Annotated in this window: 25 protein-coding genes; 13 read left to right on the top strand and 12 right to left on the bottom strand. The window is 73.4% G+C overall.

All coding sequences use genetic code 11. The features are described from left to right. Positions 1-23 precede the first annotated feature (23 nt). Positions 24-725 (top strand): ABC transporter ATP-binding protein, encoded by a 702-nt coding sequence (locus ACGIF2_RS08365; protein WP_396045710.1) that lies wholly within the window; start codon positions 24-26, stop codon positions 723-725. Between the two features lie 14 nt (positions 726-739). On the opposite strand, the gene ACGIF2_RS08360 is transcribed toward ACGIF2_RS08365, so the two are convergent. Both ACGIF2_RS08360 and ACGIF2_RS08355 read right to left on the bottom strand, forming a co-directional pair. Next, positions 740-2,113, bottom strand: a complete 1,374-nt coding sequence (locus ACGIF2_RS08360; RefSeq protein WP_396045708.1) for a PhoH family protein — start codon at positions 2,111-2,113, stop codon at positions 740-742. Positions 2,114-2,428: 315 nt separating this feature from the next. Next, positions 2,429-3,190 carry an isoprenyl transferase gene (locus ACGIF2_RS08355; protein WP_396045437.1) on the bottom strand — a complete coding sequence of 254 codons (762 nt, stop codon included), beginning with the start codon at positions 3,188-3,190 and terminating at the stop codon, positions 2,429-2,431. A 196-nt stretch (positions 3,191-3,386) separates the two neighbouring features. Here ACGIF2_RS08355 and ACGIF2_RS08350 point away from each other — a divergent pair, with 196 nt between their 5' ends. Further along, complete coding sequence (locus ACGIF2_RS08350) at positions 3,387-4,073, top strand: hemolysin III family protein (RefSeq protein WP_396045436.1); 687 nt, start codon at positions 3,387-3,389, stop codon at positions 4,071-4,073. A 7-nt stretch (positions 4,074-4,080) separates the two neighbouring features. On the opposite strand, the gene ACGIF2_RS08345 is transcribed toward ACGIF2_RS08350, so the two are convergent. From ACGIF2_RS08345 to mca, 3 genes are read right to left on the bottom strand one after another with little or no spacing between them, the layout of a single operon-like run. After that, complete coding sequence (locus ACGIF2_RS08345; RefSeq protein ID WP_396045434.1) at positions 4,081-4,908, bottom strand: carbon-nitrogen hydrolase family protein; 828 nt, start codon at positions 4,906-4,908, stop codon at positions 4,081-4,083. Further along, entirely contained in the window at positions 4,905-5,267 is a 363-nt protein-coding gene (locus ACGIF2_RS08340; protein ID WP_396045432.1) for a hypothetical protein, read from the bottom strand. Before ACGIF2_RS08340 ends, ACGIF2_RS08345 begins: the two co-directional genes overlap by 4 nt. Then, positions 5,264-6,121, bottom strand: coding sequence for a mycothiol conjugate amidase Mca (mca, locus tag ACGIF2_RS08335; protein WP_396045706.1), 858 nt, complete (start codon positions 6,119-6,121; stop codon positions 5,264-5,266). The genes ACGIF2_RS08340 and mca overlap by 4 nt, the downstream gene beginning before the upstream one ends. Before the next feature lie 132 nt (positions 6,122-6,253). On the opposite strand from mca, the gene ACGIF2_RS08330 reads away from it, so the two are divergent. Then, entirely contained in the window at positions 6,254-6,682 is a 429-nt protein-coding gene (locus ACGIF2_RS08330) for a DUF4307 domain-containing protein (protein ID WP_396045430.1), read from the top strand. Positions 6,683-6,886: 204 nt separating this feature from the next. Next, the gene (gene greA / locus ACGIF2_RS08325) at positions 6,887-7,372 is read left to right on the top strand and encodes a transcription elongation factor GreA (protein WP_396045428.1); all 486 of its coding nucleotides are present in this window, start codon (positions 6,887-6,889) and stop codon (positions 7,370-7,372) included. Between the two features lie 103 nt (positions 7,373-7,475). Here the strand turns inward: greA and ilvA are convergent, their stop codons facing one another. The 3 genes from ilvA to ACGIF2_RS08310 are packed head-to-tail and all read right to left on the bottom strand — an operon-like array spanning position 7,476 to position 11,145. Then, on the bottom strand, positions 7,476-8,678 hold the full coding sequence (ilvA, locus tag ACGIF2_RS08320; RefSeq protein WP_396045426.1) for a threonine ammonia-lyase: 1,203 nt from the start codon (positions 8,676-8,678) through the stop codon (positions 7,476-7,478). Further along, complete coding sequence (locus ACGIF2_RS08315; RefSeq protein WP_396045424.1) at positions 8,675-9,919, bottom strand: AI-2E family transporter; 1,245 nt, start codon at positions 9,917-9,919, stop codon at positions 8,675-8,677. Before ACGIF2_RS08315 ends, ilvA begins: the two co-directional genes overlap by 4 nt. Continuing rightward, complete coding sequence (locus ACGIF2_RS08310; protein ID WP_396045422.1) at positions 9,916-11,145, bottom strand: cystathionine gamma-synthase; 1,230 nt, start codon at positions 11,143-11,145, stop codon at positions 9,916-9,918. Before ACGIF2_RS08310 ends, ACGIF2_RS08315 begins: the two co-directional genes overlap by 4 nt. A gap of 94 nt (positions 11,146-11,239) precedes the next feature. Between ACGIF2_RS08310 and msrA the strand changes: the two genes are divergently transcribed. Both msrA and ACGIF2_RS08300 read left to right on the top strand, forming a co-directional pair. Then, positions 11,240-11,899, top strand: coding sequence for a peptide-methionine (S)-S-oxide reductase MsrA (gene msrA, locus ACGIF2_RS08305; RefSeq protein WP_396045420.1), 660 nt, complete (start codon positions 11,240-11,242; stop codon positions 11,897-11,899). Positions 11,900-11,950: 51 nt separating this feature from the next. Further along, positions 11,951-12,658, top strand: a complete 708-nt coding sequence (locus ACGIF2_RS08300; protein ID WP_396045418.1) for a HEAT repeat domain-containing protein — start codon at positions 11,951-11,953, stop codon at positions 12,656-12,658. A gap of 87 nt (positions 12,659-12,745) precedes the next feature. On the opposite strand, the gene ACGIF2_RS08295 is transcribed toward ACGIF2_RS08300, so the two are convergent. Beyond that, positions 12,746-13,150 carry an FKBP-type peptidyl-prolyl cis-trans isomerase gene (locus tag ACGIF2_RS08295; protein WP_396045416.1) on the bottom strand — a complete coding sequence of 135 codons (405 nt, stop codon included), beginning with the start codon at positions 13,148-13,150 and terminating at the stop codon, positions 12,746-12,748. Between the two features lie 155 nt (positions 13,151-13,305). Here ACGIF2_RS08295 and ACGIF2_RS08290 point away from each other — a divergent pair, with 155 nt between their 5' ends. The 3 genes from ACGIF2_RS08290 to ACGIF2_RS08280 are packed head-to-tail and all read left to right on the top strand — an operon-like array spanning position 13,306 to position 15,409. Continuing rightward, positions 13,306-13,914: a cysteine hydrolase family protein gene (locus tag ACGIF2_RS08290; RefSeq protein WP_396045414.1), complete on the top strand. Its 609-nt coding sequence runs from the start codon at positions 13,306-13,308 to the stop codon at positions 13,912-13,914. An 18-nt stretch (positions 13,915-13,932) separates the two neighbouring features. Further along, positions 13,933-14,784 carry an alpha/beta fold hydrolase gene (locus tag ACGIF2_RS08285; protein ID WP_396045412.1) on the top strand — a complete coding sequence of 284 codons (852 nt, stop codon included), beginning with the start codon at positions 13,933-13,935 and terminating at the stop codon, positions 14,782-14,784. Then, a complete protein-coding gene (locus ACGIF2_RS08280; RefSeq protein WP_396045410.1) occupies positions 14,777-15,409 on the top strand; it encodes a TetR/AcrR family transcriptional regulator in 633 nt (210 codons plus the stop codon). Before ACGIF2_RS08285 ends, ACGIF2_RS08280 begins: the two co-directional genes overlap by 8 nt. Here the strand turns inward: ACGIF2_RS08280 and ACGIF2_RS08275 are convergent. The 3 genes from ACGIF2_RS08275 to ACGIF2_RS08265 form a co-directional block, all read right to left on the bottom strand. Continuing rightward, positions 15,316-16,362 (bottom strand): acetylxylan esterase, encoded by a 1,047-nt coding sequence (locus ACGIF2_RS08275; protein ID WP_396045408.1) that lies wholly within the window; start codon positions 16,360-16,362, stop codon positions 15,316-15,318. The two genes, ACGIF2_RS08280 and ACGIF2_RS08275, sit on opposite strands and share 94 nt — an antisense overlap. Positions 16,363-16,426: 64 nt before the next feature. Further along, positions 16,427-17,833, bottom strand: coding sequence for a cystathionine beta-synthase (locus tag ACGIF2_RS08270; RefSeq protein WP_396045406.1), 1,407 nt, complete (start codon positions 17,831-17,833; stop codon positions 16,427-16,429). A 121-nt stretch (positions 17,834-17,954) separates the two neighbouring features. Continuing rightward, on the bottom strand, positions 17,955-18,815 hold the full coding sequence (locus tag ACGIF2_RS08265; protein ID WP_396045404.1) for a Bax inhibitor-1/YccA family protein: 861 nt from the start codon (positions 18,813-18,815) through the stop codon (positions 17,955-17,957). A 269-nt stretch (positions 18,816-19,084) separates the two neighbouring features. On the opposite strand from ACGIF2_RS08265, the gene ACGIF2_RS08260 reads away from it, so the two are divergent. From ACGIF2_RS08260 to ACGIF2_RS08245, 4 genes are all read left to right on the top strand, one after another. Beyond that, positions 19,085-20,056, top strand: a complete 972-nt coding sequence (locus ACGIF2_RS08260) for an ATP-binding cassette domain-containing protein (RefSeq protein WP_396045402.1) — start codon at positions 19,085-19,087, stop codon at positions 20,054-20,056. Beyond that, a complete protein-coding gene (locus tag ACGIF2_RS08255; RefSeq protein WP_396045400.1) occupies positions 20,053-20,919 on the top strand; it encodes an ABC transporter permease subunit in 867 nt (288 codons plus the stop codon). Before ACGIF2_RS08260 ends, ACGIF2_RS08255 begins: the two co-directional genes overlap by 4 nt. Positions 20,920-21,080: 161 nt before the next feature. Further along, complete coding sequence (locus ACGIF2_RS08250) at positions 21,081-22,253, top strand: sensor histidine kinase (protein WP_396045398.1); 1,173 nt, start codon at positions 21,081-21,083, stop codon at positions 22,251-22,253. Further along, positions 22,250-22,951: a response regulator gene (locus tag ACGIF2_RS08245; protein ID WP_396045396.1), complete on the top strand. Its 702-nt coding sequence runs from the start codon at positions 22,250-22,252 to the stop codon at positions 22,949-22,951. Before ACGIF2_RS08250 ends, ACGIF2_RS08245 begins: the two co-directional genes overlap by 4 nt. Positions 22,952-23,098 lie beyond the last annotated feature (147 nt).

The raw sequence follows: 23,098 nt of genomic DNA, 5'->3' as shown, positions 1-23,098 counted from the left end.
CGACGACCACGACGCCGGCACCCATGCCGGTCACCGCGCGCCCGATGGTCGCGGTCGAGGGCGTGCGCCGCACGTTCGGCCACGGCTCGGCCGCGGTGCACGCGCTGGCGGACGTCTCGTTCACGATCCAGCCCGGCGAGCTCGTGGCGCTCGTCGGCAAGTCGGGTTCGGGCAAGACGACGCTGCTCAACCTCATCGGTGGCCTGGACCGTCCCGACGCGGGCCGCGTCGTGGTCGACGGCCGCGAGGTCTCGTCGCTCGGCGAGCGCGGCCTGGTCGAGCTGCGGCGCGACGTCGTCTCGTTCGTGTTCCAGACGTTCGGGCTGGTGCCCGTGCTCTCGGCCGCGGAGAACGTGGGCGTCCCGCTCCGCCTGCGCAAGCTCCCGACGGCCGTGCGAGAGGCCCGTGTCGAGCTGCTGCTCGACCTCGTGGGGCTGCGCGCGCACAGCCGCCAGCGTCCCGGTGAGCTGTCGGGCGGTCAGCAGCAGCGCGTCGCGATCGCCCGGGCGCTCGCCAACTCCCCGCGGCTGCTCATCGCCGACGAGCCGACGGGCCAGCTCGACACCGAGACCGGGCTGGCCGTCATGGCGCTGCTCCGAGCCGTCGTCCAGGCGGAAGGCATGACAGCCATCGTCTCGACCCACGACCCGCTGATGATCGACGTCGCCGACCGAGTCATCCGCCTCACCGACGGCCACCTCACCCAGCCAGACCCGCCGCGATAGACCCGCCGAGGGGGTCAGGTGTCGAGAGGGGGGAGGAGTTCGGTGACGAGGGCTGCTACCGGGGAGCGTTCGGAGCGGGTCAGGGTGACGTGGGCGAACAAGGGGTGGCCCTTGAGGGCCTCGATCACCGCGGCGACGCCGTCGTGCCTGCCGACGCGCAGGTTGTCACGCTGGGCCACGTCGTGCGTGAGCACCACCCGCGAGCCCTGCCCGATGCGTGAGAGCACTGTCAGCAGCACGTTGCGCTCGAGGGACTGCGCCTCGTCGACGATCACGAACGCGTCGTGCAGCGACCGCCCGCGGATGTGCGTGAGCGGCAGCACCTCGAGCAGGTCGCGGGCCATCACCTCCTCGACGACCTCGGGGCTCACGAGCGCCCCGAGCGTGTCGAACACGGCCTGCGCCCACGGGCCCATCTTCTCGGCCTCGTTGCCCGGCAGGTAGCCCAGGTCCTGGCCGCCCACCGCGTACAGCGGCCGGAACACCATGACCTTGCGGTGCTGGCGCCGTTCGAGCACGGTCTCGAGCCCCGCGCACAGTGCGAGCGCCGACTTGCCCGTGCCGGCCCGCCCACCGAGCGAGACGATCCCGATCTGCTCGTCGAGCAGCAGGTCGATCGCGATGCGCTGCTCGGCGCTGCGGCCGTGCACCCCGAACACGTCGCGGTCGCCCCGCACGAGCCGCACCTGCTTGTCGGCGGTGACCCGACCGAGCGCCGACCCGCGCGGCGAGTGCAGCACGAGCCCGGTGTGGCAGGGCAGCTCGCGGTCGGCCACCGCGCCGACCCCGTCGTCACCGCCGACGTCGGCCAGCACGAGGGTCTCGTCGTCCCAGAGCTGCGCCATGTCGGCCTCGGTCACGTCGAGCGTGTCCATGCCGGTCCAGCCCGAGTCGACGGCGAGCTCGGCGCGGTACTCCTCGGCCCGCAGCCCCACGGCCGACGCCTTGACCCGCATCGGCAGGTCCTTCGACACGACCGTCACGTCGTGCCCCTCGGCGGCCAGGTTCGCGGCGACCGCGAGGATGCGCGAGTCGTTGTCGCCCAGCCGGAACCCCGCGGGCAGCGCCGTGGGGTCGGTGTGGTTGAGCTCGATGCGCAGGGTGCCGCCCTGCGGACCGAGCGGGATCGGCTGGTCGAGCCGACCGTGGGTGACGCGCAGGTCGTCGAGCATCCGCAGCGCGGTCCGCGCGAAGTACCCGAGCTCGGCGTGGTGGCGCTTGCCCTCGAGCTCGGTGACCACGACGACGGGGAGCACCACGTCGTGCTCGGCGAAGCGGTAGATCGCCTGGGGGTCGGAGAGCAGGACGGAGGTGTCCAGCACGTGCGTGCGCCGACCTTCGTCGACGGGGGGCTCCCCCTCCGACGGGGTCGGTGCGGGGACTCGCAGCTCCTTGCTGACCACGGCAGGCTCCCTCCGGCGCCTCAGCGCCGCATCGGGCCCCTCGTGCCGTTCCACCTCGGGTGCAGGCGGCGGGTGGCGCGGCACGCGGTGACGGGACGAGGGCGGCCGGCCACGTCGGGCCGGGTCCGGCCCTCCTCCTGGAGCTGGTGCTCCATGGGCAGGCCTCCCGGGGACGGCGGATGCCATCCGTCCCGTCGGACGCTACGCCCGCTCTGCGACGGTCTGTGCCCGACACGCGCGCGTGTCGGGCAGAGTTCACACGACCGTCACGGGACGGCTGTCCGGGGTTCGTGCCGGGCGTCAGCGCCCGAGGCGCCGCTCGCGTGCCGCGTAGGCCCGGACGGCGCGCAGGAAGTCCACGCGACGGAAGTCGGGCCAGTACGCCTCGCAGAAGTAGAACTCCGAGTGCGCGCTCTGCCACAGCAGGAACCCGCCGAGCCGCTGCTCGCCGGACGTGCGGATGACGAGGTCGGGGTCGGGCTGGCCCTTGGTGTACAGATGCTCGGCGATCAGGTCGACGTCGAACGAGTCGGCGAGGTCCTCGAGGCTCGTGCCGGCCTGAGCGTGCTGACGCAGGATCGAGCGGACAGCGTCCGCGATCTCGCGTCGGCCGCCGTAGCCGACGGCGACGTTGACGTGCAGACCCTGGACGCCGGCCGTGGCGGCCTCGGCCTCCTTGAGGGCCTGGACGGTCGCGGCGGGCAGCAGGTCGAGCGAGCCGACCGCCTGGACCCGCCAGCGCCCGGTGCTCGCGAGGCTGCGGACCGAGTCCTCGATGATGAGCAGCAGCGCGTCGAGCTCGTCGGCCGCGCGCGCGAGGTTGTCGGTCGAGAGCATCCACAGCGTCACGACCTCGACGCCGACCTCCTCGCTCCAGCTGAGGACGTCGGAGATCTTGTCGGCCCCGGCCTGGTGGCCGGTCGCGGCCGACGCGCCGACGGTACGGGCCCACCGGCGGTTGCCGTCGAGGATGACCCCGACGTGCCGCGGTACCTGCTCACGGTCCAGTGAAGCGGCGATCCGTCGCTCGTAGAGCCCGTACAGCGGATGTGGCAGACGCACGCGCGGGACGCTCCTTCGAGGTGCTGGTGGCTCTTCGGGGCACACGCTACTCGCCCCGGGCACCCCGACCTGACCGTTCCGCCCGGATCGCACCAGACCTTCACACGCTTAACCTACGGTGTCGTAAGTTATGCTCCTCGACGGCACCTGCCTCGTCATCTGCACCACCAGATCGGCTTCACAGGACGGACGTACCTTGGACATCCCCAACGCCGCGGAGAACCTCGCTGAGAACGTCGCGACAGCGGTCAAGCCACGCCTGCGGGGGTGGCTGCACGCGGGGATGTTCCCCATCGTCGTGGTCGCCTCGATCGTGCTGGTCGCGACGGCACCCACACCCACCGCGCGCTGGTCGTCCACCGTCTTCGGCATCACGTCGATGCTGCTGTTCGGCACGAGCGCCGTCTACCACCGCGGCACGTGGTCGCCGCGCGTCACGGGTGTGCTGCGCAGGCTCGACCACTCCAACATCTTCCTCATCATCGCGGGCACCTACACCCCGCTCGCGGCGATCATGCTGCCCGAGCGCACCCGCAACGTCCTGCTGCTCACGGTCTGGGTCGGCGCCGTGCTGGGACTGCTCGCGCGGGTGCTCTGGCTCGGGGCGCCCCGCTGGGTCTACACCCCGATCTACGTGGCGCTCGGGTGCGTCTCGCTCGGCTTCCTGCCGCAGTTCGCCGCGGCCCCCGGCGGACCGGCCGTCGTCGGGCTGCTCCTCGGGTGCGGCGTCGCGTACATCAGCGGTGCCGTGGTCTACGCGCTCAAGCGTCCCAACCCGAGCCCTCAGTGGTTCGGGTTCCACGAGGTGTTCCACGCCCTGACGATCATCGGGTTCTCGTGCACGTACGTGGCCGTGGCGATCGCGGCGCACGCGAGCGCCTGACCCGGCGTCAGCCCCGCGGGACCACCGTGTAGCGGCGCAGCCCGAGCGACGGGTTGCGCTCCCGGACCGCAGCGAGCGCAGCCCCGTCGATGTCGGCGGTGCGGATGCCCGGCTGGTCGTCGAGCTCGAGCCCGACCTCGCCGTCGGGCCCCACGAGCAGCGAGCGTCCGACGACGCCGCGACCCGCCTGCCCCACCGCGACCACGGCCGCCGTGTTCTCGATGGCCCTGGCCACGGCGAGCGTGCGCCAGTGCAGGGCCTTGAGCTCGCCCGCGGCCCACGCCGCGGGCACGACGAGCACCTGCGCTCCGGCGTCCACGAGCCGCCGTGCGGACTCGGGGAACCGCAGGTCGTAGCAGGTGAGGACACCGAAGCGCAGACCACCGACGTCGAGCACGAGCGGCGGGGCGTCCGGCTCCCCCGCCTCGAGACGGTCGGACTCCCGGTGCCCGAACGCGTCGTACAGGTGGACCTTGCGGTAGACCCCGACGAGCTCGCCCGCACCGTCGATCGCGACGACCGCGTTGACCCCGCGCGCCGGGGTGCTGCCCGGCAGCACCGTGCCGGCCACGACCGCGACGCCCGTCCGCGCGGCCCGCTCGCGCAGCGCGCTGACGAACGGCCCGTCGAGCGGCTCGGCGTGCTCGGGGCCCACACCCTGGGGGTCGAAGCCCGCGGCGTACTCGGGCAGGACCAGCAGGTCCGCGTGCGCGAGCGAGGCGACGTGCAGCGCGTCGAGCGCCGCGAGCCGGTTCGCCGCGTGGTCGGTGCTGACCGCGAGCTGCCCGATCGTCACGCGCACAGCGGGGCGTACCGGCGCCGGCGTGCCGCTCATGCGCGCGGGCCGGTCGGGTCCTGCGGGTCGTCCGGACCCTCGGCGCCGGGTTCACCGGTGCGGGGCTCGTCGGTGCGGGGCTCGTCGGCGCCGGGCTCGGCAGGTCCGGCCGCACCGGCCTCACCCGGCCACGACGAGGACGTCATCCGCTCGGGCCGCTCGATGCCGAGCTGGTCGGCCCGGCGCTCCATGCGCCGGAGCTGGCGCGTGAGCCCCAGGAACAGCCCGATCGCGGCGAGCGCGACGAGAAACGTCACGAGGAAGCCCGCGATCCCGGGCGACGCCGAGGGCGTGCCGATCGAGGTCGTCGGTGACGGCGACGGCGTCGCTGCGAGCAGCAGGACTGCGGGGACGTTCACTCGGCCACCTCTCGGATCCCGGCGAACAGGTCGTCCTCCGGCAGCGTCGTGGGCACGCGGGACTCCGCGAGCTCGTACTCCTCGTACGGCCAGACCTCGCGTTCGAGCGCGCGCGGGAACGCGAAGAAGAAGCCGGTCGGGTCGATCTGGGTCGCGTGCGCCCGCAGGGCGTCGTCGCGCGCGTCGAAGTAGTCCGCGCACTGGATGCGCGTGGTGACCTCGCGCTCGGGGATCTCGCGCGCCGCGCGCGACTCGACCCACTCCCCGAACGGCGACTCGTCGCCCTGCGCGAGCAGCGCCTCGTGCGCGGCCCGGATGCGGGCCATCGAGAACCCGTGGTTGTAGTACAGCTTGAGCGGGGTCCAGGGCTCCCCCGCGTCGGGGTAGCGCTCGGGGTCCCCGGCCGCCTGGAACGCCTCGTACGAGACCCGGTGGGTCATGATGTGGTCGGGGTGCGGGTAGCCGCCCGTGGGGTCGTACGTCGTGATGACGTGCGGGCGGAACTCGCGCACGAGCCGCACGAGGGGCTCGGCGGCCTCCTCGAGGGGGACCAGCGCGAAGCAGCCGTCGGGCAGCGGCGGCAGCGGGTCACCCTCGGGCAGGCCCGAGTCGACGAACCCGACCCAGTGCTGCCGGACACCGAGCGCGCGCGCCGCGGCGGCCATCTCGTCGCGGCGGATCTGGTGCATCTCCTCCGCGCCGCCCGTGACCGGGGGGTAGTGCGGGTTGAGCACGTCGCCCCGCTCACCACCGGTGCAGGTCGCCACGAGCACGTCGACGCCCTCGGCGGCGTAGCGCGCCATCGACGCGGCCCCCTTGCTGGACTCGTCGTCGGGGTGGGCGTGCACCGCCATCAGGCGCAGCCGTTCTCCGGTCACCGCATCCTCCTGTGGGCCCTCCCGGCGCTCGACACGCGACGGGCGAGAGACAATGATCCCGCACGCCGGGGACGTCCGGCGCCCCCGAGCCCCGCGAGGAGGCACGCTGTGAGCGAGTCGATGCCGGTCGGACCCCCCGCCGGGCGGTACGGCCCCGTAGCACGCCAGCGGCGACGCCCTGCCTGGGTGCTGCCCGCGGCTGTCGTCGGGGTGGTGGCGATACCCGTCGGGGTGTGGATCGGGGTCGGGGTGCTGCGTGACCCGGTGCAGTGGTCGACCGTCGGGTTCTCCGTCACGGGGGTCGACAACGTGGACCTCACGTTCCAGGTGACGCGTGACGTCGGCCAGACCGTGCAGTGCCAGGTCCACGCGCTCAGCACGTCCTACGCCGAGGTCGGGGTCCGTACCGTCGTGGTGCCCCCCTCCGACGAGCGCACGCAGCGGGTCACGGAGAGCATCCCGACGGCCGAGGAGGCGACCACGGCCGAGGTTCTCGGCTGCGAACAGGTGACCGAGGGCACCACCGTCGAGGACTGACAGCGCTGCGCCACACGCGAAGAAGCGCGCCGGGGGCCGCTCGACGAGGCAACCGCTTGCTACGCTTGTCGATTCACACGCAGCCCTGGTCGAGCGTGGCCGCAGGTCGACGCGACCGAGAGCGAACAGACACAGCACGGCGCTCGTTCACTGATCACCGTGTCCGGACGTGTGCACCCCCGATGTTGCAAGGAAGGAGCAATCGTGACCGAGACGACTCAGGCCACCTGGTTGACCCAGGAGGCCTTCGACCGGCTCAAGGCCGAGCTCGCGCACCTCGAGGCAGAGGGCCGCAGCGAGATCACCGAGCGCATCGCCGCCGCGCGCGACGAGGGCGACCTCAAGGAGAACGGCGGCTACCACGCGGCTCGTGAGGAGCAGGCCAAGCAGGAGGCCCGCATCCGCGAGCTCAAGCAGAAGCTGCGCAACGTGCAGATCGGCACGCCGCCCGACGACGGCGTGATCGAGCCGGGCATGGTCGTCACGGCGCTCGTCGCAGGCGACGAGATGGTCTTCCTGCTCGGATCGCGCGAGATCGCCGGCACGGCCGACATCGACGTGTTCTCGCCGACGTCGCCCCTCGGTGCTGCGATCAGCGGCCACTCGGTCGGGGACACGGTGAGCTACGTCGCACCCAACGGCAACGAGATCCCCGTCGAGATCACGGCGGCCAAGCCCTTCCAGGGTTGAGCCGGCCGCCTTGCCCAGCGCACGCTGATCGGGGACGGCACGAAGGCCCTGCACCGCACGGTGCAGGGCCTTCGCCGTGCTCGGGGCGGCCGGGCCGCCCACCTCACCGGTCGGCGAGCCGGAACCCGGACCGCCGCAGGTGCGCGATGACCTGCGCGCAGTGCTCGGGACCCTTGGTCTCGACCTGGACCTCGATCTCCACCTCGTCGATCGCCGTGCCCGTGCCCGTGCGCACGTGCGAGACGTGCATGACGTTGCCGCCGGTCGAGGCGAGCTCGGCGAGGAGCGCGGCGAGCGCCCCGGGCGAGTCGTCGATGTTGACGCGCAGCTGCAGGTAGCGCCCGGCCGACGCGAGGCCGTGCCGCACGACCCGCAGCAGCACGAGCGGGTCGATGTTGCCGCCCGAGAGCACAGCGACGACGGGCCCCTCGAACTCGCCCGGCGCGGCCATGAGCGCCGCCACCGCTGCCGCCCCCGACGGCTCGACGAGCAGCTTGGCCCGCTCGGCGACGAGCAGCAGGGCCCGCGAGAGGTCCTCCTCGCTCACGGTGCGGATCTCGCAGCCGAGCGAGTGCAGCACCTCGAACGGCACGACACCGGGGGTCCCGACCGCGATGCCGTCGGCCATGGTCCGGAGCCCCGAGGCGGGCACCGGGTACCCCGCCTGGATCGACGCGGGGTAGGCCGCGGCGCGCGCGGCCTGCACGCCGACCACCCGCACGTCGGGCTTGAGCTCCGCGAGCGTCGCTGCGATCCCGGCAGCGAGGCCGCCACCGCCCACGGGCACCACGACCGTCGCGACGTCGGGGACCTGCTCGAGCAGCTCGAGCCCGAGCGTGCCCTGGCCGGCGACGACGTCGACGTGGTCGAACGGGTGGATGAGCACGGCGCCCGTGCGCTCCGACTCGGCGCGGGCGACCACGAGCGCCTCGTCGACGCTCGAGCCCACGAGGCGCACCTCGGCGCCGTAGTCCCGGGTGGCAGCGATCTTGGGCAGCGCGGCGTCGACCGGCATGTACACCACCGCGTCGATCCCCAGGATCTGGGCCGCGAGGGCCACCCCCTGCGCGTGGTTCCCCGCGCTCGCCGCCACGACGCCGGCCGCACGCTGCTCCGCGCTGAGCCGTGCCATGCGCACATACGCGCCGCGGATCTTGAACGAGCCCGCCCGCTGCAGGTTCTCGCACTTGAGCCACACGTCGACGCCGGCGATCTGCGACAACGCGCGACTCGTGTCGACGGGTGTGCGGGTCGCCACGCCGTCGAGCAGCGTCGCGGCCGCGCGCACCTCCTCGAGCCAGCTCACGGGCGCACCTCCTGGTCCTGCGGGTCGAGATCGGTACCGGCCGGCGACGGTTCGCGCCGGGCGTAGGTGTCGTCGGTGCCGAGCTGGGGGAACTTGTCGTGGCCGTGCAGGTACAGGACCACGGTGTTGACCACGGCGACGAGGGGGACCGCGAAGAGCGCCCCGACGATCCCGGCCACGAGCGTCCCGGTCGCGACCGCGAGCAGCACGGCCACGGGGTGCAGCGACACCGCGTGCCCCATGAGGAACGGCTGCAGCACGTGCCCCTCGATCTGCTGCACGGCGAGCACGATCGCGAGCATGATCAGCGCGGCGCCCGGTCCCTGGGCGACGAGCGCGACGAGCACAGCGATGGACCCGGTGAGCAGCGCCCCGAGGATGGGCACGAACGACCCGAGGAACACCAGCACCGCGAGCGGCAGCGCGAGCGGGATGCCGAGGATCGCGGCGCCGACCCCGATCCCCACCGCGTCGACGGACGCCACGAGGATCTGCGTGCGCGTGTAGGCGCCGAGGGTCACGACACCGCGACGCGCCGCCTGGTGCGCCCGCTCGCGCGCCCGCACGGGGAGCAGGCCGACGACCCAGCTCCAGATCGCGTGCGGGTCCATGAGGAAGAAGAACGTGCAGAACAGCGCGATCACGGCGCCGGCGGCGACGTGCCCGAGCGTGGTGGTCACCGACAGCGCACCCGAGACCAGCCCGCCGCTGTTGCTGCTGATCGACGACTGGATCTGGTCGAGGTAGTCCGCGAGCTGGTCGGCCGACACCTGCAGGGGGCCGACGGCGAGCCACTCGGTGACCCTCTCGATGCCGAGGGCCGCCTGGTCGCCGAGCTCGGCGAAGCCCCTGGCCACCGAGCTGCCCGCGAGCGTGAGCAGGCCGACGACGACGGCGAGCATCCCGAGCAGGGCGGTCGCCGAGGCAACGGCGCGCGGGAGCCCCAGCCAGCGCTGCAGCGCCCGGACGACCGGGGCGAGCAGGACCGCGAGCAGCAGCGCCACGGCCACGGGGACGACGATCGTCTTGAGGACCCCGAGCAGCCAGATGCCCACACCGGTGGCGGCCGCGATGAGCAGCAGTCGCCAGGACCAGGCCGCCGAGACCCGGACCGGGTACGGGACGGCGTCGGCGACGTGGCCGCGGCCCGGGGTGCCCGGCTCGGTGCCCGTGGGTCGTCCGACGGTGGGCGCCGGTGGCGCGGGTCGTGCCCCCCGTGTCGAGGTGTCGCTGTCCGTCATGCCAGCGCGCGCTCGAGGTCGGCCAGCAGGTCCGCGACGTCCTCGATGCCCACCGAGAGGCGCACGAGGTCGTCGGGCACCTCGAGCGCGGTGCCGACCACCGAGCCGTGCGTCATCTTCGCGGGGTGCTCGATGAGCGACTCCACGCCGCCGAGCGACTCGGCGAGCGTGAAGACCCGGGTCTTCGCGCAGACCGCGAGAGCCGTCTCGACGCTGCCGGTGCGGAACGACACCATGCCGCCGAACCCGCTCATCTGCCGGGCGGCGACCTCGTGGCCGGGGTGCGAGGGCAGGCCCGGGTAGATGACCTGGGTCACCCGCGGGTGGGCCTCGAGGAACGCGGCGACCGCGGCGGCGTTGGCCTGGTGCCGGTCCATGCGGACCGCGAGCGTCTTGAGCCCGCGCAGCGTGAGCCACGCGTCGAACGGGCCGGCCACCGCGCCCGACGAGTTCTGGTGGAAGCCGATCGCGTCGGCGAGCGCCGTGCTGCCGGTCGGGCCGACGAGGTCCACGGGCAGCTGCGCGCCGTCCGCGACGACGAGCGCGCCGCCCACGACGTCGCTGTGGCCACCGATGTACTTGGTGGTCGAGTGCACCACGACGTCGGCGCCCAGTGCGAGGGGCTGCTGCAGGTAGGGCGTGGCGAACGTGTTGTCGACCACGAGCACCGCACCGGCGGAACGGGCGTGGGCCGCGAGCGCCGCGATGTCGGCGATGCCGAGCAGCGGGTTGGTCGGCGTCTCGGCCCAGATGAGCTTGGTGCGTCCCGGCTGGATCGCGTCGACGACGGCGGTCGGGTCGGACAGGTCGACGGGGGTGTGCTCGATGCCCCACGGGCCGAACACGCGGGCGACGAGGCGGTAGGTGCCGCCGTACGCGTCGTTGGGCACGATCACGTGGTCGCCGGGCCGCAGCACGGCCCGCAGCAGGGTGTCCTCCGCAGCGAGGCCCGAGGCGAACGCGTACGCCGCGCCACCGCCCTCGGCAGCCCGCAGCGCCTCCTCGAGCGCGGCGCGCGTCGGGTTGCCCGAGCGCGAGTACTCGTAGCCACCACGCAGGCCGCCGACGCCGTCCTGCTTGTAGGTGGAGACCTGGTAGATGGGCGTGACGACAGCGCCGGTCGTCGCGTCCGGGTCCTGGCCGGCATGGATCGCGCGGGTCGAGAACCCCGCCGACTCCCAGTCGTGGCCGGCGTGCTGGTCGAGGGTGTGGGGGTCCGTGGTCACGGACACAGGCTAGGCGGTACGCCTGGCAGGGTGCGTCGGGAACACGGCGACGTCCCGCGACTGTTGCACCGGTCGAGCTGAGGAGAGTGACGAGATGGGCTGGTTGTTCGGATCCGCGACGAAGTCGACGATGGTGACGCCCGAGCGGGCGCTCGCCGGACGGGACGCCCCGGCGTACCCGGTGCCGGAGACGCACGCGGTGCTCGGCACCCCGCTGCAGGGGCCGTGGCCCGAGGGCACGCAGGTGATCTACCTCGCGCTGGGCTGCTTCTGGGGGGCCGAGAAGGAGATGTGGCAGCTGCCGGGCGTCGTGACGACGGCCGCGGGCTACCAGGGCGGCTACACGCCGAACCCGACGTACGAGGAGACGTGCACCGCGATGACGGGGCACGCCGAGACCGTGATGGTCGCGTACGACCCCGAGGTGCTGCCCACCACCGAGCTGCTGCGCACGTTCTGGACGTTGCACGACCCCACGCAGGGGTTCCGGCAGGGCAACGACGTGGGCACGCAGTACCGCTCGGCGATCTTCACGACCACGCCCGAGCAGGCCGAGGCCGCGCGGACGACGCGCGACCTGTACGCCCCCGAGCTCGCGCGCAACGGCTACGGCGAGATCACCACCGAGATCCGCAGCGCGGACGAGGCGGGGCCGTTCTACTACGCCGAGGAGCACCACCAGCAGTACCTGCACAAGGTGCCGAACGGCTACTGCCCGGTGCACTCGACCGGGGTGGCCTGCCCGGTGCCGTGATCGGTGACGGCTAGCCCGGCGCGCACCCGCCCGCCGGGCTAGCCTCGGTCCGTGGGCCGACGCGAGGAGTACCGCGCCGCGGTCGCGGATCTGACGGGCCCCGAGCTCGACGAGTTCCTGACCGCGCGCTCGGGCCTGCCCGGGCCGCGCGGCAACCTGGAGCTCGCGGCCGCGGTGGCGGACGTGGTGGACGACGCGACCGTGCTGCGGCTGGCCGGGTCGGACGACGAGTACCTGCGGCTGTGCGGTGTCGCCGCGCTGGGTCGGCTGGCGGCCGACGCCGAGGGGCCCGAGCTGGGCGCGGTCGTGGACCGTCTGCGCCAGGAGGCCACCGACGAGCGCTGGCGGGTGCGTGAGGCGGTGGCGATCGCGCTGCAGCGGCTGGGCGACTCCTCCCCCGAGCGGCTGCGGGACGTGGTCCGCGCGTGGGCGTCGGACGGCGACCCGCTGGTGCAGCGTGCTGCGCTGGCCGCGGTGTGCGAGCCGCGCCTGCTGCGCGACCCGGAGACGGCCGCGCTGGCCCTGGAGGCCTGCGAGAGCGCGACGGCGTTCCTGCGGCGCGTCCCGCCGACGGCGCGGCGCAACCCGAGCGTGCGGACCCTGCGGCTCGCGCTGGGCTACTGCTGGAGCGTCGCGGTCGCGGCGGACCCCGAGCGGGGCCTGCCCCGGTTCCTGGCGCTCGAGGGGTCGAGCGACCCCGACGTGCGGTGGGTCGACCGGGAGAACCGCCGCAAGCAGCGGCTGCGCGCCCTGCTGTGACCCGCGCCCTGTCGCCGGCCTGACGCACGGACGCCCGGCCGCCGCACGGGTGTGCGGCGACCGGGCGTGACGGTGTGCGGTCGCTGGTCAGTTGACCCCGACGATGTCGACGACGAACACGAGCGTGCTGTCACCCTTGATGCCGGCCTGCGGGACCCCACGGTCGCCGTAGCCCAGGTGCGGCGGGATCGAGATCAGCACGCGCGAGCCGATGGGCTGCCCGACGAGCGCCTGGTCCCAGCCGCCGATGACCGCGCCGACACCGATCGGGAAGTTGATCGACGCGCCGCGGTCGTACGAGTTGTCGAAGATCGGCCCGTTCCAGAGCTGACCCAGGTAGTTCACCACGAGGTCGTCACCGGCCTCGACGAGCGGACCGTCGCCGCGGCTGAGCACGGCGACCTCGAGCTCGGCCGGTGCGGCCGCGTCGGGGAAGGTCAGCGTGGGCTTCTCGCCGAACGAGCCGGTCGCCTCGGGAAGCTGTGCGGTCATGGGGTTGATCTCCTCGGATGGACGTCAGGTGGCTCCATCCTCCCCCGTCCGCGCCGCCGGTGCGCGCACGGCGCCCCGGGCCGACGGCAGGATCTCGACGCACGATGGCCGGGCGGCCACTTCCTCCGCGCCCGCCCGACGGCCACGCTCGGGCCATGACCTCGAACCTCACAGCCCTGGACCCTGACGCGACCCTCGTGGTCATCGACGTGCAGCAGGGCTTCCGCGACCCGTCACGGCCGCCGCGCGACAACCCCGACGCGCTCGCGCACATCGCGGTGCTCACGGACGCCTGGGTGCGCACCGGGCGCCCCGTGGTGCGGGTGCGGCACTCGTCCCGCACCGCCGGCAGCACGTTGCACCCGACGCACCCGGGCTACGCGTTCGAGCCGTTCGTCGCGGCCCTGGAGCCTGCGCTCGACGTGCTCAAGGAGGTCCACTCGGCGTTCGGCGGCGACGTGGACCTGCACGCCTGGCTGACCGGGCGGGGTGTGCGGCAGGTCGTGGTGTGCGGGATCCAGACGAACCTGTGCTGCGAGACCACGAGCCGGGTCGCGGGCGATCTCGGCTACGACGTGGTCTTCGCGCACGACGCGACGCACACGTTCGACCAGACCGATCCGGTCACGGGCGAGCTGGTGCCCGCCGCGCTGCTCTCGCAGGTCACGCGGAGCACCCTGGCGAACGGCTTCGGGCGGGTGGTCGCCACGGCGGACGTGGTCGCGGCGACCGGGGCGCAGGAGCCGTTGACAGCGCTTGGCTAATGCCATTAGCTTTGACGGATGGACACCTTGCTGCACCACCTCGACCGCGGCGACGGACGGCTCGCCTACACCGACCAGGGGTCCGGGCCCGTCGTCGTCCTGGTGCCCGGCATGGGAGACCTGCGCTCGACGTGGCGTGACCTCACCGACCCGCTCCTCACCGCCGGGCACCGTGTCGTCGCTCTCGACCTGCGCGGGCACGGCGACTCCGACGCCACGTTCGCCGCGCACGGCCTCGTCCCGACCGGCCAGGACGTGCTCGCCCTCGTCGAGCACCTCGGCGAGCCCGCTGTGATCGTCGGCAGCTCGGTGGGCGCCGGGGCGGCCGCCTGGGTCGCGGACGCCCGCCCCGACCTGGTCGCCGGGCTCGTCCTGATCGCGGCCCACCTGCAGGACCACGGCGCACCCGGCCTCCTCGCCCGCCTGCAGGTCGCGCTGCTCCTGCGTCGCCCGTGGGGCCCCGCGGCCTGGGCCTGGTACTACCGCTCGCTCAACAGCGGCCGGCACGCCCCCTGGCTCGAGAAGCACAGCGCCGCGCTGAGCGCCTCGCTGCGCCGCCCCGGGTACATGGAGGCGTTCGGCTCGCTCGCGCGCCACCTGCTCTCCGACCGGGTCGAGGTCCCCGCCACCGACATCGCAGCCCCCACGCTCGTGCTGTACGGCGAGCACGACCCGGAGTTCACCGACCCGGCCGCCGAGCTCGACTGGCTCGTGACGCACCTGCCGCACGCGACGGGCTCGCTCGTCCCGGACAGCGGCCACTACCCGCAGGGCCAGCGGCCCGACGTCGTCGTCCCGGCCGTCCTCGACCACCTCGCCACCCTGCCACGCAGCGCCGACGCATGGACCGCGGCGGGCGCCCGTGCCTAGGGCCGGGCTGAGCCACGACGCGGTCGTGGCGCTCGCCCTCGACCTGGTCGACGAGGGCGGCCCGCGCGGCTTCGCCGACCTGACGCTCGCCGCCGTCGCCGCCCGCGCGGGCGTGGCCGTCCCCAGCCTCTACAAGCACGTGGCCGGGCTGCCCGCGCTGCGCCGCGACGTCACCCGCGCGTCGGTCGACGAGTTCACGCACCTGCTCGCCGAGGCCGCGTCGGGCACCTCCGACCCGGCCGCGGCTCTGCGCGCGATGGCGCACACCGCCCGGGGCCACGCCCGCGCCCACCCGGGCCGCTACACCGCGCTCCAGGGCGGGACGTGGGCGCAGGACGCCGACGCGACCACGCTGCACCAGGCCGGTGCGCGGACCGTCGCCGTCATCGCCGAGGTGCTCGCCCGGCTCGGGGTGCCGGACGACCGTCTGATCGACGCGGTCCGTGCGTTCCGGTCCGCGGTGCACGGCTTCACGATGCTCGAGCTCGACGGCGGCTTCGGCATGCCCGACGACGTCGACGCGAGCTTCGACTACCTCGTGGACGGGCTCGTCACCGCGCTCGCCGCGACCGCCGACCCCGCCGGATCACGCACGACCATCCGGGGTGCGAGCCACGCCAGCTGACGCGCGAACTGGAAGCCCTGACCGCCCTCGTGCTGGTTGAAGGGGTAGACGACGATGTCCTTGTCCTCGACCCCGCCCGCGAGCTCGCCGTAGCGGTTGTACGCCGCGTACACCGTGGACGGCGGGCAGACCGGGTCCATCAGCGCGACCGAGAACAGCGTCGGGGCCGTGGCCCGGCGCGCGAGGTGCACGCCGTCCAGGTAGGACAGCGTGCGGAAGACCTGGTCCTCGACGCCCCGGTGCACCGAGAGGTACGTCGTGATCTCGTTGTACGGGTCGGAGCAGGTGATCTCGACAGCGCGACGGAAGTGGCACAGGAACGGCACGTCGGCCATGACCCCCACGAGGCCGTCGGCGAGCCCCGCGACGGCGAGCGCGAGCCCGCCGCCCTGGCTCGCGCCCAGCACCGCCACGCGCGTCGGGTCCACGCCCGGCACGGCACGCACCGCGTCGACCGCCCGCACCGCGTCGGTCATCAGACGCCGGTAGTAGTGCTCGGCCGGGTCCAGGATCCCGCGCGTCAGGAAGCCCGGAGCAGCCGGACCTCCGCCGACCGGGTCGGGCGTGTGCCCGCCGGTCCCCCATCGGCTCCCCTGGCCCCGCGTGTCCATCAGCAGGTGCACGTAGCCCGCCGCCGCCACGCCCAGGTGCTCGTGCGCGAACCCGCGTCCGCCGCCGTAGCCGATGTACTCGACGACCGCGGGCAGCGGGCCGCTCGCACCGACCGGCCGGGTGAGCCAACCCTTGACGGGATGCCCGCCGTAGCCCGCGAAGGTCACGTCGAAGGTCTCGATGAGCACGAGCCCCGTGTCGACGGGCTCGAGCCTCAGCGCCAGGTCGTGCGCGCGCGCCTCGGTGAGCGTGCGCTCCCAGAAGGCGTCGAGGTCGGCGGGCTCGTCGAGCTCGGGACGGTAGGTCTCGAGCTCGGCGAGCGGGAGGTCGAACAGGGGCATGAGCACTCCTTCGTGCGGGCAGAGCAGTGGGACGGTGGAGCAGGTCCTGGTCGGTGAGACGGGTTCAGTGGGTGAGGAACCCGAGCAGGTCGTGGCGGGTGAGCACGCCCACGGGGTTGCCGTCGTCGACCACCATGAGCGCGTCTGCGCCCTGCAACGCGGTGCGCGCGGACTCGACGGTCTCGCCCGCCCCGATCAGCGGCAGCCGCTGCGACATGTGCTTGTCGACCCGGTCGGACAACCCGGCCGCGCCCGAGAACACGGCGTCGAGCAGCGCACGCTCGCTCACGGACCCCGCGACCTCGCCGATCATGACGGGCGGCTCGGCGCCGACCACGGGCATCTGCGAGACGCCGTACTCGTGCAGGATCTCGATCGCGTCGCGCACGGTCTCGTTCGGGTGCGTGTGCACGAGCGCCGGGATCTCCCCGCTCTTGCCACGCAGCACGTCAGCAACAGTCGCGCCTTCCTCGGCGGCGAGGAAGCCGTACGAGCGCATCCACGAGTCGTTGAAGATCTTCGACATGTAGCCGCGCCCGCTGTCGGGCAGCAGCACCACGACCACGGCCCGCGCCGCGGCGGCCGGGTCCTCGTCCTGCAGGCGGCGGGCCAGGCGCAGCGCAGCGACCACGGCCATGCCGCACGACCCCCCGACCAGCAGCCCCTCCTCGCGTGCGAGCCGGCGGGTCATCGCGAACGAGTCGGCGTCCGAGACCGCGATGATCTCGTCGGGCACCGACGGGTCGTACGCCGCGGGCCAGAAGTCCTCGCCCACGCCCTCGACCAGGTACGGGCGCCCGTCGCCGCCCGAGTACACCGAGCCCTGCGGGTCGGCCCCGACGATCCGCACCCGGCCCCCGTCCGCGTCCGCACGCCCCGCCGACGCCTCCTGGAGGAACCGTCCGGTGCCCGTGATCGTGCCGCCCGTGCCCACCCCCGCGACGAAGTGCGTGACGCGCGCGTCGGTGTCGGCCCAGATCTCTGGGCCCGTCGACTCGTAGTGGCTCGCAGGCCCGTTGACGTTCGCGTACTGGTTGGGCTTCCACGCCCCCTCGATCTCGGTCACGAGCCGGTCCGAGACCGAGTAGTAGGAGTCGGGGTGGTCAGGGGCAACCGCGGTGGGTGTCACCACGACCTCCGCGCCGTAGGCCCGCAGCACGTCGCGCTTGTCCTGCGACACCTTGTCGGGGCACACGAAGACGCAGCGGTAGCCCTTGCGCTGCGCGACGAGCGCCAGGCCGACGCCCGTGTTGCCGCTGGTCGGCTCCACGATCGTGCCGCCCGGCAGCAGCTCGCCGCTCGCCTCGGCCGCCTCGATCATCTTGAGCGCGATGCGGTCCTTCGCGGAGCCGCCCGGGTTCATGTACTCGACCTTCGCGAGGATGGTCGCGGTCAGGCCCTCGGTCACGGCCGTGAGCTGGACGAGGGGGGTGTTCCCGACGAGCTCGGAGATGTGGTGCGCGTACTTCACGGTGAGGTGCTCCGGGGTGGGGGACGGCGGCGGGCGGCGGGCGACGGCCTGCGGACATGCGACCGCCCGGGTGCGATCATCGCACCCGGGCGGTCGTGGCGTCAGGCCCTGCAGGCCGGTGTTAGTCGCGACCCTGCAGGATCGCGAACAGGCGCAGGAACTCGAGGTACAGCCACACGAGCGTGACGATCAGGCCGAACGCGGCCGACCACGCGAACTTGGCGGGCACGCCCTGCTCGACACCGCGCTTGATCGAGTCGAAGTCCATGATGAGCGACGCGGCCGCCAGGCCCACGCCGACGATGCCGGCGATGATGCCCCAGCCGCCCTGGCGCAGCGGTCCGAAGGCGTCGCTCGTGAAGAAGAACGAGAGCACCACGTTGACGACCGAGAAGGCCAGGTAGCCGACCATCGAGATGAGCAGCCACTTGGTGAACTTCGGGGTCACCCGGACCTTGCCCGAGCGGAACAGGAACAGCGCTGCGCCGAACGTGGCGAGCGTCGCGAGCACGGCCTGCATCACGATCGGCTGGGCCGGGACCGTGCCGCCGTCGAACGCGACGTTCTGGAACAGGTAGCTGATGCCGCCGAGGAACACGCCCTGCGCGACGGTGTACGCGATGATCAGCGCGGGGCTGGGCTCGCGGCGGAACGCGTTGACCAGGCCGAGCACCAGGCCGACGATCGCACCGATCCAGAACAGGCCCGGGGCGAGGGTCCAGGTGGCCGCCGCGACCACGACGAGCAGCGCGAGCAGCCCACCGGTCTTGACGATCACGTCGTCATACGTGAGGCGGCCGGTCTGCGCCGTGGTGGCGGCCGGCGCCTGGTACATCTGGTTGAGGGCTGCGGCCTCGGCGGCGGGGTCGACGACGCCGTACGGGGCGGGCTGCACCGTGGTGCCCCCCGCACGCTGACGGGCACGGGCCCGGTCCTTCGGGTCTCCGAAGATGTCGCTGTTGCCGAAGACGGGGTTGCTCATGTCTTCCTCCTGGTCGCGGCGCCTCGGGATCCCCCGGCGCAGTCGGGTCGACGACCGGTCCGCACCGGGGCGCGGCCGCTGGCCTCTGTCTACAGTACGCAAACGAGGGGAACCGGTGGTTCGTTCCCGAGCGCCCTCCTCTCAGGGTCACCTCCGCCTTGCGGCGTAGGCCAGGCGCCGCACAGATCCGTCCCACGGCCGTTCCTCGGGTGGGACCGCTCCCGTAGGTTCGAGGTGCTCGCTCCCACCCCAGCTCCCGAGGACGTCACATGATCGAGGCAAGCGGACTGACCAAGAGGTACGGGTCCAAGACCGCCGTCGACGGCATCAGCTTCACCGTCCAGCCCGGCAAGGTCACCGGCTTCCTGGGCCCGAACGGCGCCGGCAAGTCCACGACGATGCGGATGATCGTCGGGCTCGACCGCCCCACCGCCGGCGCAGTGACGGTCAACGGCCGCCCCTACGCCGAGCACACAGCCCCGCTGCACGAGGTCGGTGCCCTGCTCGACGCGAAGGCCGTCCACACCGGGCGCAGCGCGGCGAACCACCTCGCCGCGATGGCCGCGACCCACGGCATCGGCAAGACCCGGGTGCGTGAGGTCATCGAGATGACCGGCCTCGCGACCGTCGCCGGCAAGCGCGTCGGCGGGTTCTCGCTCGGCATGGGCCAGCGGCTCGGCATCGCGTCGGCGCTGCTCGGCGACCCGCGCACGCTGATCCTCGACGAGCCCGTCAACGGACTCGACCCCGAGGGCGTGCTGTGGGTCCGCAACCTGGTGCGCTTCCTCGCGTCCGAGGGCCGCACCGTCTTCCTCTCCTCGCACCTCATGAGCGAGATGGCGCTCACGGCCGACCACATCATCGTGATCGGGCGCGGTCGCATCATCGCCGACGCCCCCGTCCGGGACATCGTCGCCCGCGCCACGGGCACCACGGTGCGGGTGCGTTCGCCCCAGGCCGCCCAGCTCGTCGAGCTGCTGCGAGGGCCCGACGTGACCGTGAGCACGAGCGAGGTCGGGGTCCTCGAGATCACCGGCTCGACCGCCGCGATCATCGGCGAGACCGCGGCAGCCGCCCAGCTCGTGCTCCACGAGCTGACGCCCGTCGCCGCGTCCCTCGAGGACGCCTACATGTCCCTGACCGCCGACTCGGTCGAGTACCACTCGACCTCGACCGGCCTGACCGACCCCCCGGTGGCCGCGCCCGCCGGCGCCAGCGCATCCCTCGAGGAGACCCGATGAGCACCACGACCCTCCCGGCGGCGGGCACCACCCCCACCGCCACCCCCGGCCGCGCCGGGACGAACGGGGTGACGTTCGGCCACCTGGTCGTCGCCGAGTGGATCAAGTTCCGCACGCTGCGCTCGACGTGGTGGACCCTGGCCCTGGCCGTCGCGGGCATGGTCGGGATCAGCCTCATCTTCGCGATCGGGGTCCGCGCGACCGTCGGCTCCGGGTCCGACGAGGACAGCACGCTCGGCGTCCTCGTGATCGTCTTCGGCTACGCCGCGGCCCAGCTCGCGCTGGCCGTGCTGGGTGCGCTGACGATCACGGGCGAGTACTCGACCGGGATGATCCGCTCGACGCTCGCAGCCGCCCCGAAGCGCCTGCCCGCGCTGTGGGCCAAGCTGCTGGTGCTCACGGTCGTCACGGTGGTGGTCTCGGTGGTCGGTCTCGTGCTGTCGTACCTCGTGACGCTGCCGGTGCTCTCGGGCACGGGCGTGGCGCTCGATCTCGGGGACGGCGAGACCGTGCGGGCCATCCTGGGGGTGCCGCTCTACCTCACCGCGATCACGCTCCTGGCCTTCGCGATCGGGTCGATCCTGCGGCACTCGGCCGGCGCGATCACGACCACGCTCGGGATCATGCTCGTGCTGCCCATGGTGTTCAACATCATGTCGCTCTTCTTCGACTGGGCCCCCCGCGTTGCGGCGTACCTGCCGACGACGGCGGGCGAGCAGATCATGTCGTTCGCCGGGATCGCGGGCTCGAACACTGTCAGCGAGTACTCGCTGGGCCCCTGGGCCGGCATCGGACTGCTCGGCGGCTACGTCGTCGTGCTCCTGACGGTCGCGGCCGTGCTCCTGCGTCGGAGGGACGCCTGAGCGACGTCGCGCCCCTGGCGCCGGGTCGGGCACTGCCCGGCCCGGCGCCCTCGCGCACCCCGGCGGGGCCCGCCGGCCCTGCTGGCCCGACCACCTCCCGCCGCGGCGCCGGCCCGGCTCCCGCACCGTTCAGTGAGCAGGACGCCCGGCACCGGGGACCGTTGCGACGGTGGTTCTGGCGGCACCCCGTCGCCTCCGACTGGCTCGTCGCGCTCTCGTTCGCGCTGATGGGCACGCACACCCTCAACGCCGCCATCGTCGAAGGCACCTCGCCCCTGCTGACGGCGTTCCTCATGTACTCCGGGGCGCTCACGCTGCTCTTCCGGCGGCGCCGGCCGGTCATCGTGCTGGGTGCCGTGGTGGCGCTGGGCGTGCTGACCCTCGGGGTGACCACGAGCCTGGCCGGCTACGAGATCGCGATCGCGCTGGCGCTGTACGCGGTCGCCGCAGCCCGTCCGGCCCGTGTGACCTGGACGGCGATGGGGATCTCGCTGGCCCTCATCACGCTCGGCGTCGCACTCCTCGCCCCGACCCAGACCCGGTCGGCCGAGGTCCTCTCGTACGCGATGCTCGCCCTGATCGGCGTCTCGATCGGCACCTCGGTGCGCAACCGGCGCCAGCACGTCGCCGAGCTCGTGCGGCGCGGCAACGCCCTGGCCCGCGAGACCGAGCAGAGCGCCCAGCTCGCGACGGTGACCGAGCGGGCCCGCATCGCCCGCGAGATGCACGACGTCGTGGCCCACAGCCTCTCGGTCATGATCGCACTGGCCGACGGCGCGAGCGCGTCGCTCGACCGGTCCCCCGCCCGGGCCCGCACAGCGATCGACGAGCTCTCCGAGACGGGCCGCGCGGCGCTGGCCGACATGCGCCGGGTGCTCGGGGTGCTCCGGGAGGACGACGCAGCGCTCGGGCCGACGCCGGGCGAGCACGACCTCGACGAGCTCGTCGACCGCTACCGGCTGGCCGGTCTCGGGGTGCAGGTCACGCTCACGGGCGAGCCGCTGCCCCCCGACACCGGGCTCCAGCTCGTGGTGTACCGGATCGTCCAGGAGTCGCTCACGAACGTGCTGCGCCACGCGCAGGGCGCGAACGCGAGCCTGACGATCGCCCGCACGCGCACGACCGTGGTGGTCGAGGTCGTCGACGACGGCGGGGTGGGGTCCTCGTCCGCGGCACCGACCGCACCCGGCAGCGGGCGCGGCGTCGTGGGCATGCGCGAACGCGCGACGATCTTCGCGGGCACGGTCGACGCCGGCCCGCACGGTGCAGGATGGCGGGTGCGCGCGGTGATCCCGTGGGAGACCTCCACCCGGGACGAAGGGAGCTCGGCATGACCAGCACCACCACGCAGGGGGGCGCGGCACCACGGATCCGGGTGCTGCTCGTCGACGACCAGCCCCTCATGCGGATGGGCTTCCGGCTCGTCCTCGAGGCCGAGGACGACCTCGAGGTGGTCGGCGAGGCGGGCGACGGCGCGGGCGCCGTGCGCGAGGCCGAGCTGCTGCGCCCCGACGTCGTGCTCATGGACGTGCGGATGCCCGGGGTCAACGGCATCGAGGCCACCGCGCAGGTCGTCGCCGCCACCGGCGCCCGCGTGCTGATCCTCACGACCTTCGACCTCGACGACTACGCGTTCGCCGCGCTGCGCGCCGGAGCGAGCGGCTTCATGCTCAAGGACGCTCGCCCCGCCGAGCTCGTGGGTGCGATCCGTGCGGTCGCCACGGGCGACGCCGTCGTCTCGCCGCGCGTGACCCGCCGCATGCTCGAGATGTTCTCCGACCGGCTCCCCGAGCCCGGCGACCCGACCGTGGACGGGGTGGCCGATCCGCGCATCGCCCGGCTCACCTCACGCGAGCTCGAGGTGCTCCGCACCGTCGCCGAGGGCATGTCGAACGCCGAGATCGCCGAGCGCCTGTTCCTGTCCGAGGCGACGGTCAAGACGCACGTCGGGCGGATCCTCGCCAAGCTCCACGTGCGCGACCGGGTGCAGGCCGTGGTGCTCGCGTACGAGACCGGGCTCGTCGGGCGCTGAGCTCGTCGGGCGCTGAGCTCGTCGGACGCCGAGCACGCCGGGGCACGAGCCGGTTTAGGCTCTGGACCGGGGCACCGCGCTCCACGGCCAGGATCAGCGACGGCCGGGCAGCACCCACGCGCCGCGGGCACCCGTACCCGCCGCCAG

Source organism: Cellulomonas sp. P22 (assembly GCF_044392165.1).
This window is presented reverse-complemented; position numbering and strand designations above follow the sequence as displayed.

Bases quoted from the DNA above. Each gene is read 5' to 3' on its own strand.
- ACGIF2_RS08245 (WP_396045396.1), top strand. From the start codon at position 22,250: ATGACCAGCACCACCACGCAGGGGGGCGCGGCACCACGGATCCGGGTG.
- ACGIF2_RS08315 (WP_396045424.1), bottom strand. From the start codon at position 9,919: ATGACGGACAGCGACACCTCGACACGGGGGGCACGACCCGCGCCACCG.
- ACGIF2_RS08265 (WP_396045404.1), bottom strand. From the start codon at position 18,815: ATGAGCAACCCCGTCTTCGGCAACAGCGACATCTTCGGAGACCCGAAG.
- ACGIF2_RS08285 (WP_396045412.1), top strand. From the start codon at position 13,933: ATGGACACCTTGCTGCACCACCTCGACCGCGGCGACGGACGGCTCGCC.
- ACGIF2_RS08255 (WP_396045400.1), top strand. From the start codon at position 20,053: ATGAGCACCACGACCCTCCCGGCGGCGGGCACCACCCCCACCGCCACC.
- ACGIF2_RS08260 (WP_396045402.1), top strand. From the start codon at position 19,085: ATGATCGAGGCAAGCGGACTGACCAAGAGGTACGGGTCCAAGACCGCC.
- ACGIF2_RS08275 (WP_396045408.1), bottom strand. From the start codon at position 16,362: ATGCCCCTGTTCGACCTCCCGCTCGCCGAGCTCGAGACCTACCGTCCC.
- msrA (WP_396045420.1), top strand. From the start codon at position 11,240: ATGGGCTGGTTGTTCGGATCCGCGACGAAGTCGACGATGGTGACGCCC.
- ACGIF2_RS08290 (WP_396045414.1), top strand. From the start codon at position 13,306: ATGACCTCGAACCTCACAGCCCTGGACCCTGACGCGACCCTCGTGGTC.
- ACGIF2_RS08365 (WP_396045710.1), top strand. From the start codon at position 24: ATGCCGGTCACCGCGCGCCCGATGGTCGCGGTCGAGGGCGTGCGCCGC.
- mca (WP_396045706.1), bottom strand. From the start codon at position 6,121: ATGGCGGTGCACGCCCACCCCGACGACGAGTCCAGCAAGGGGGCCGCG.
- ACGIF2_RS08295 (WP_396045416.1), bottom strand. From the start codon at position 13,150: ATGACCGCACAGCTTCCCGAGGCGACCGGCTCGTTCGGCGAGAAGCCC.
- ACGIF2_RS08345 (WP_396045434.1), bottom strand. From the start codon at position 4,908: ATGAGCGGCACGCCGGCGCCGGTACGCCCCGCTGTGCGCGTGACGATC.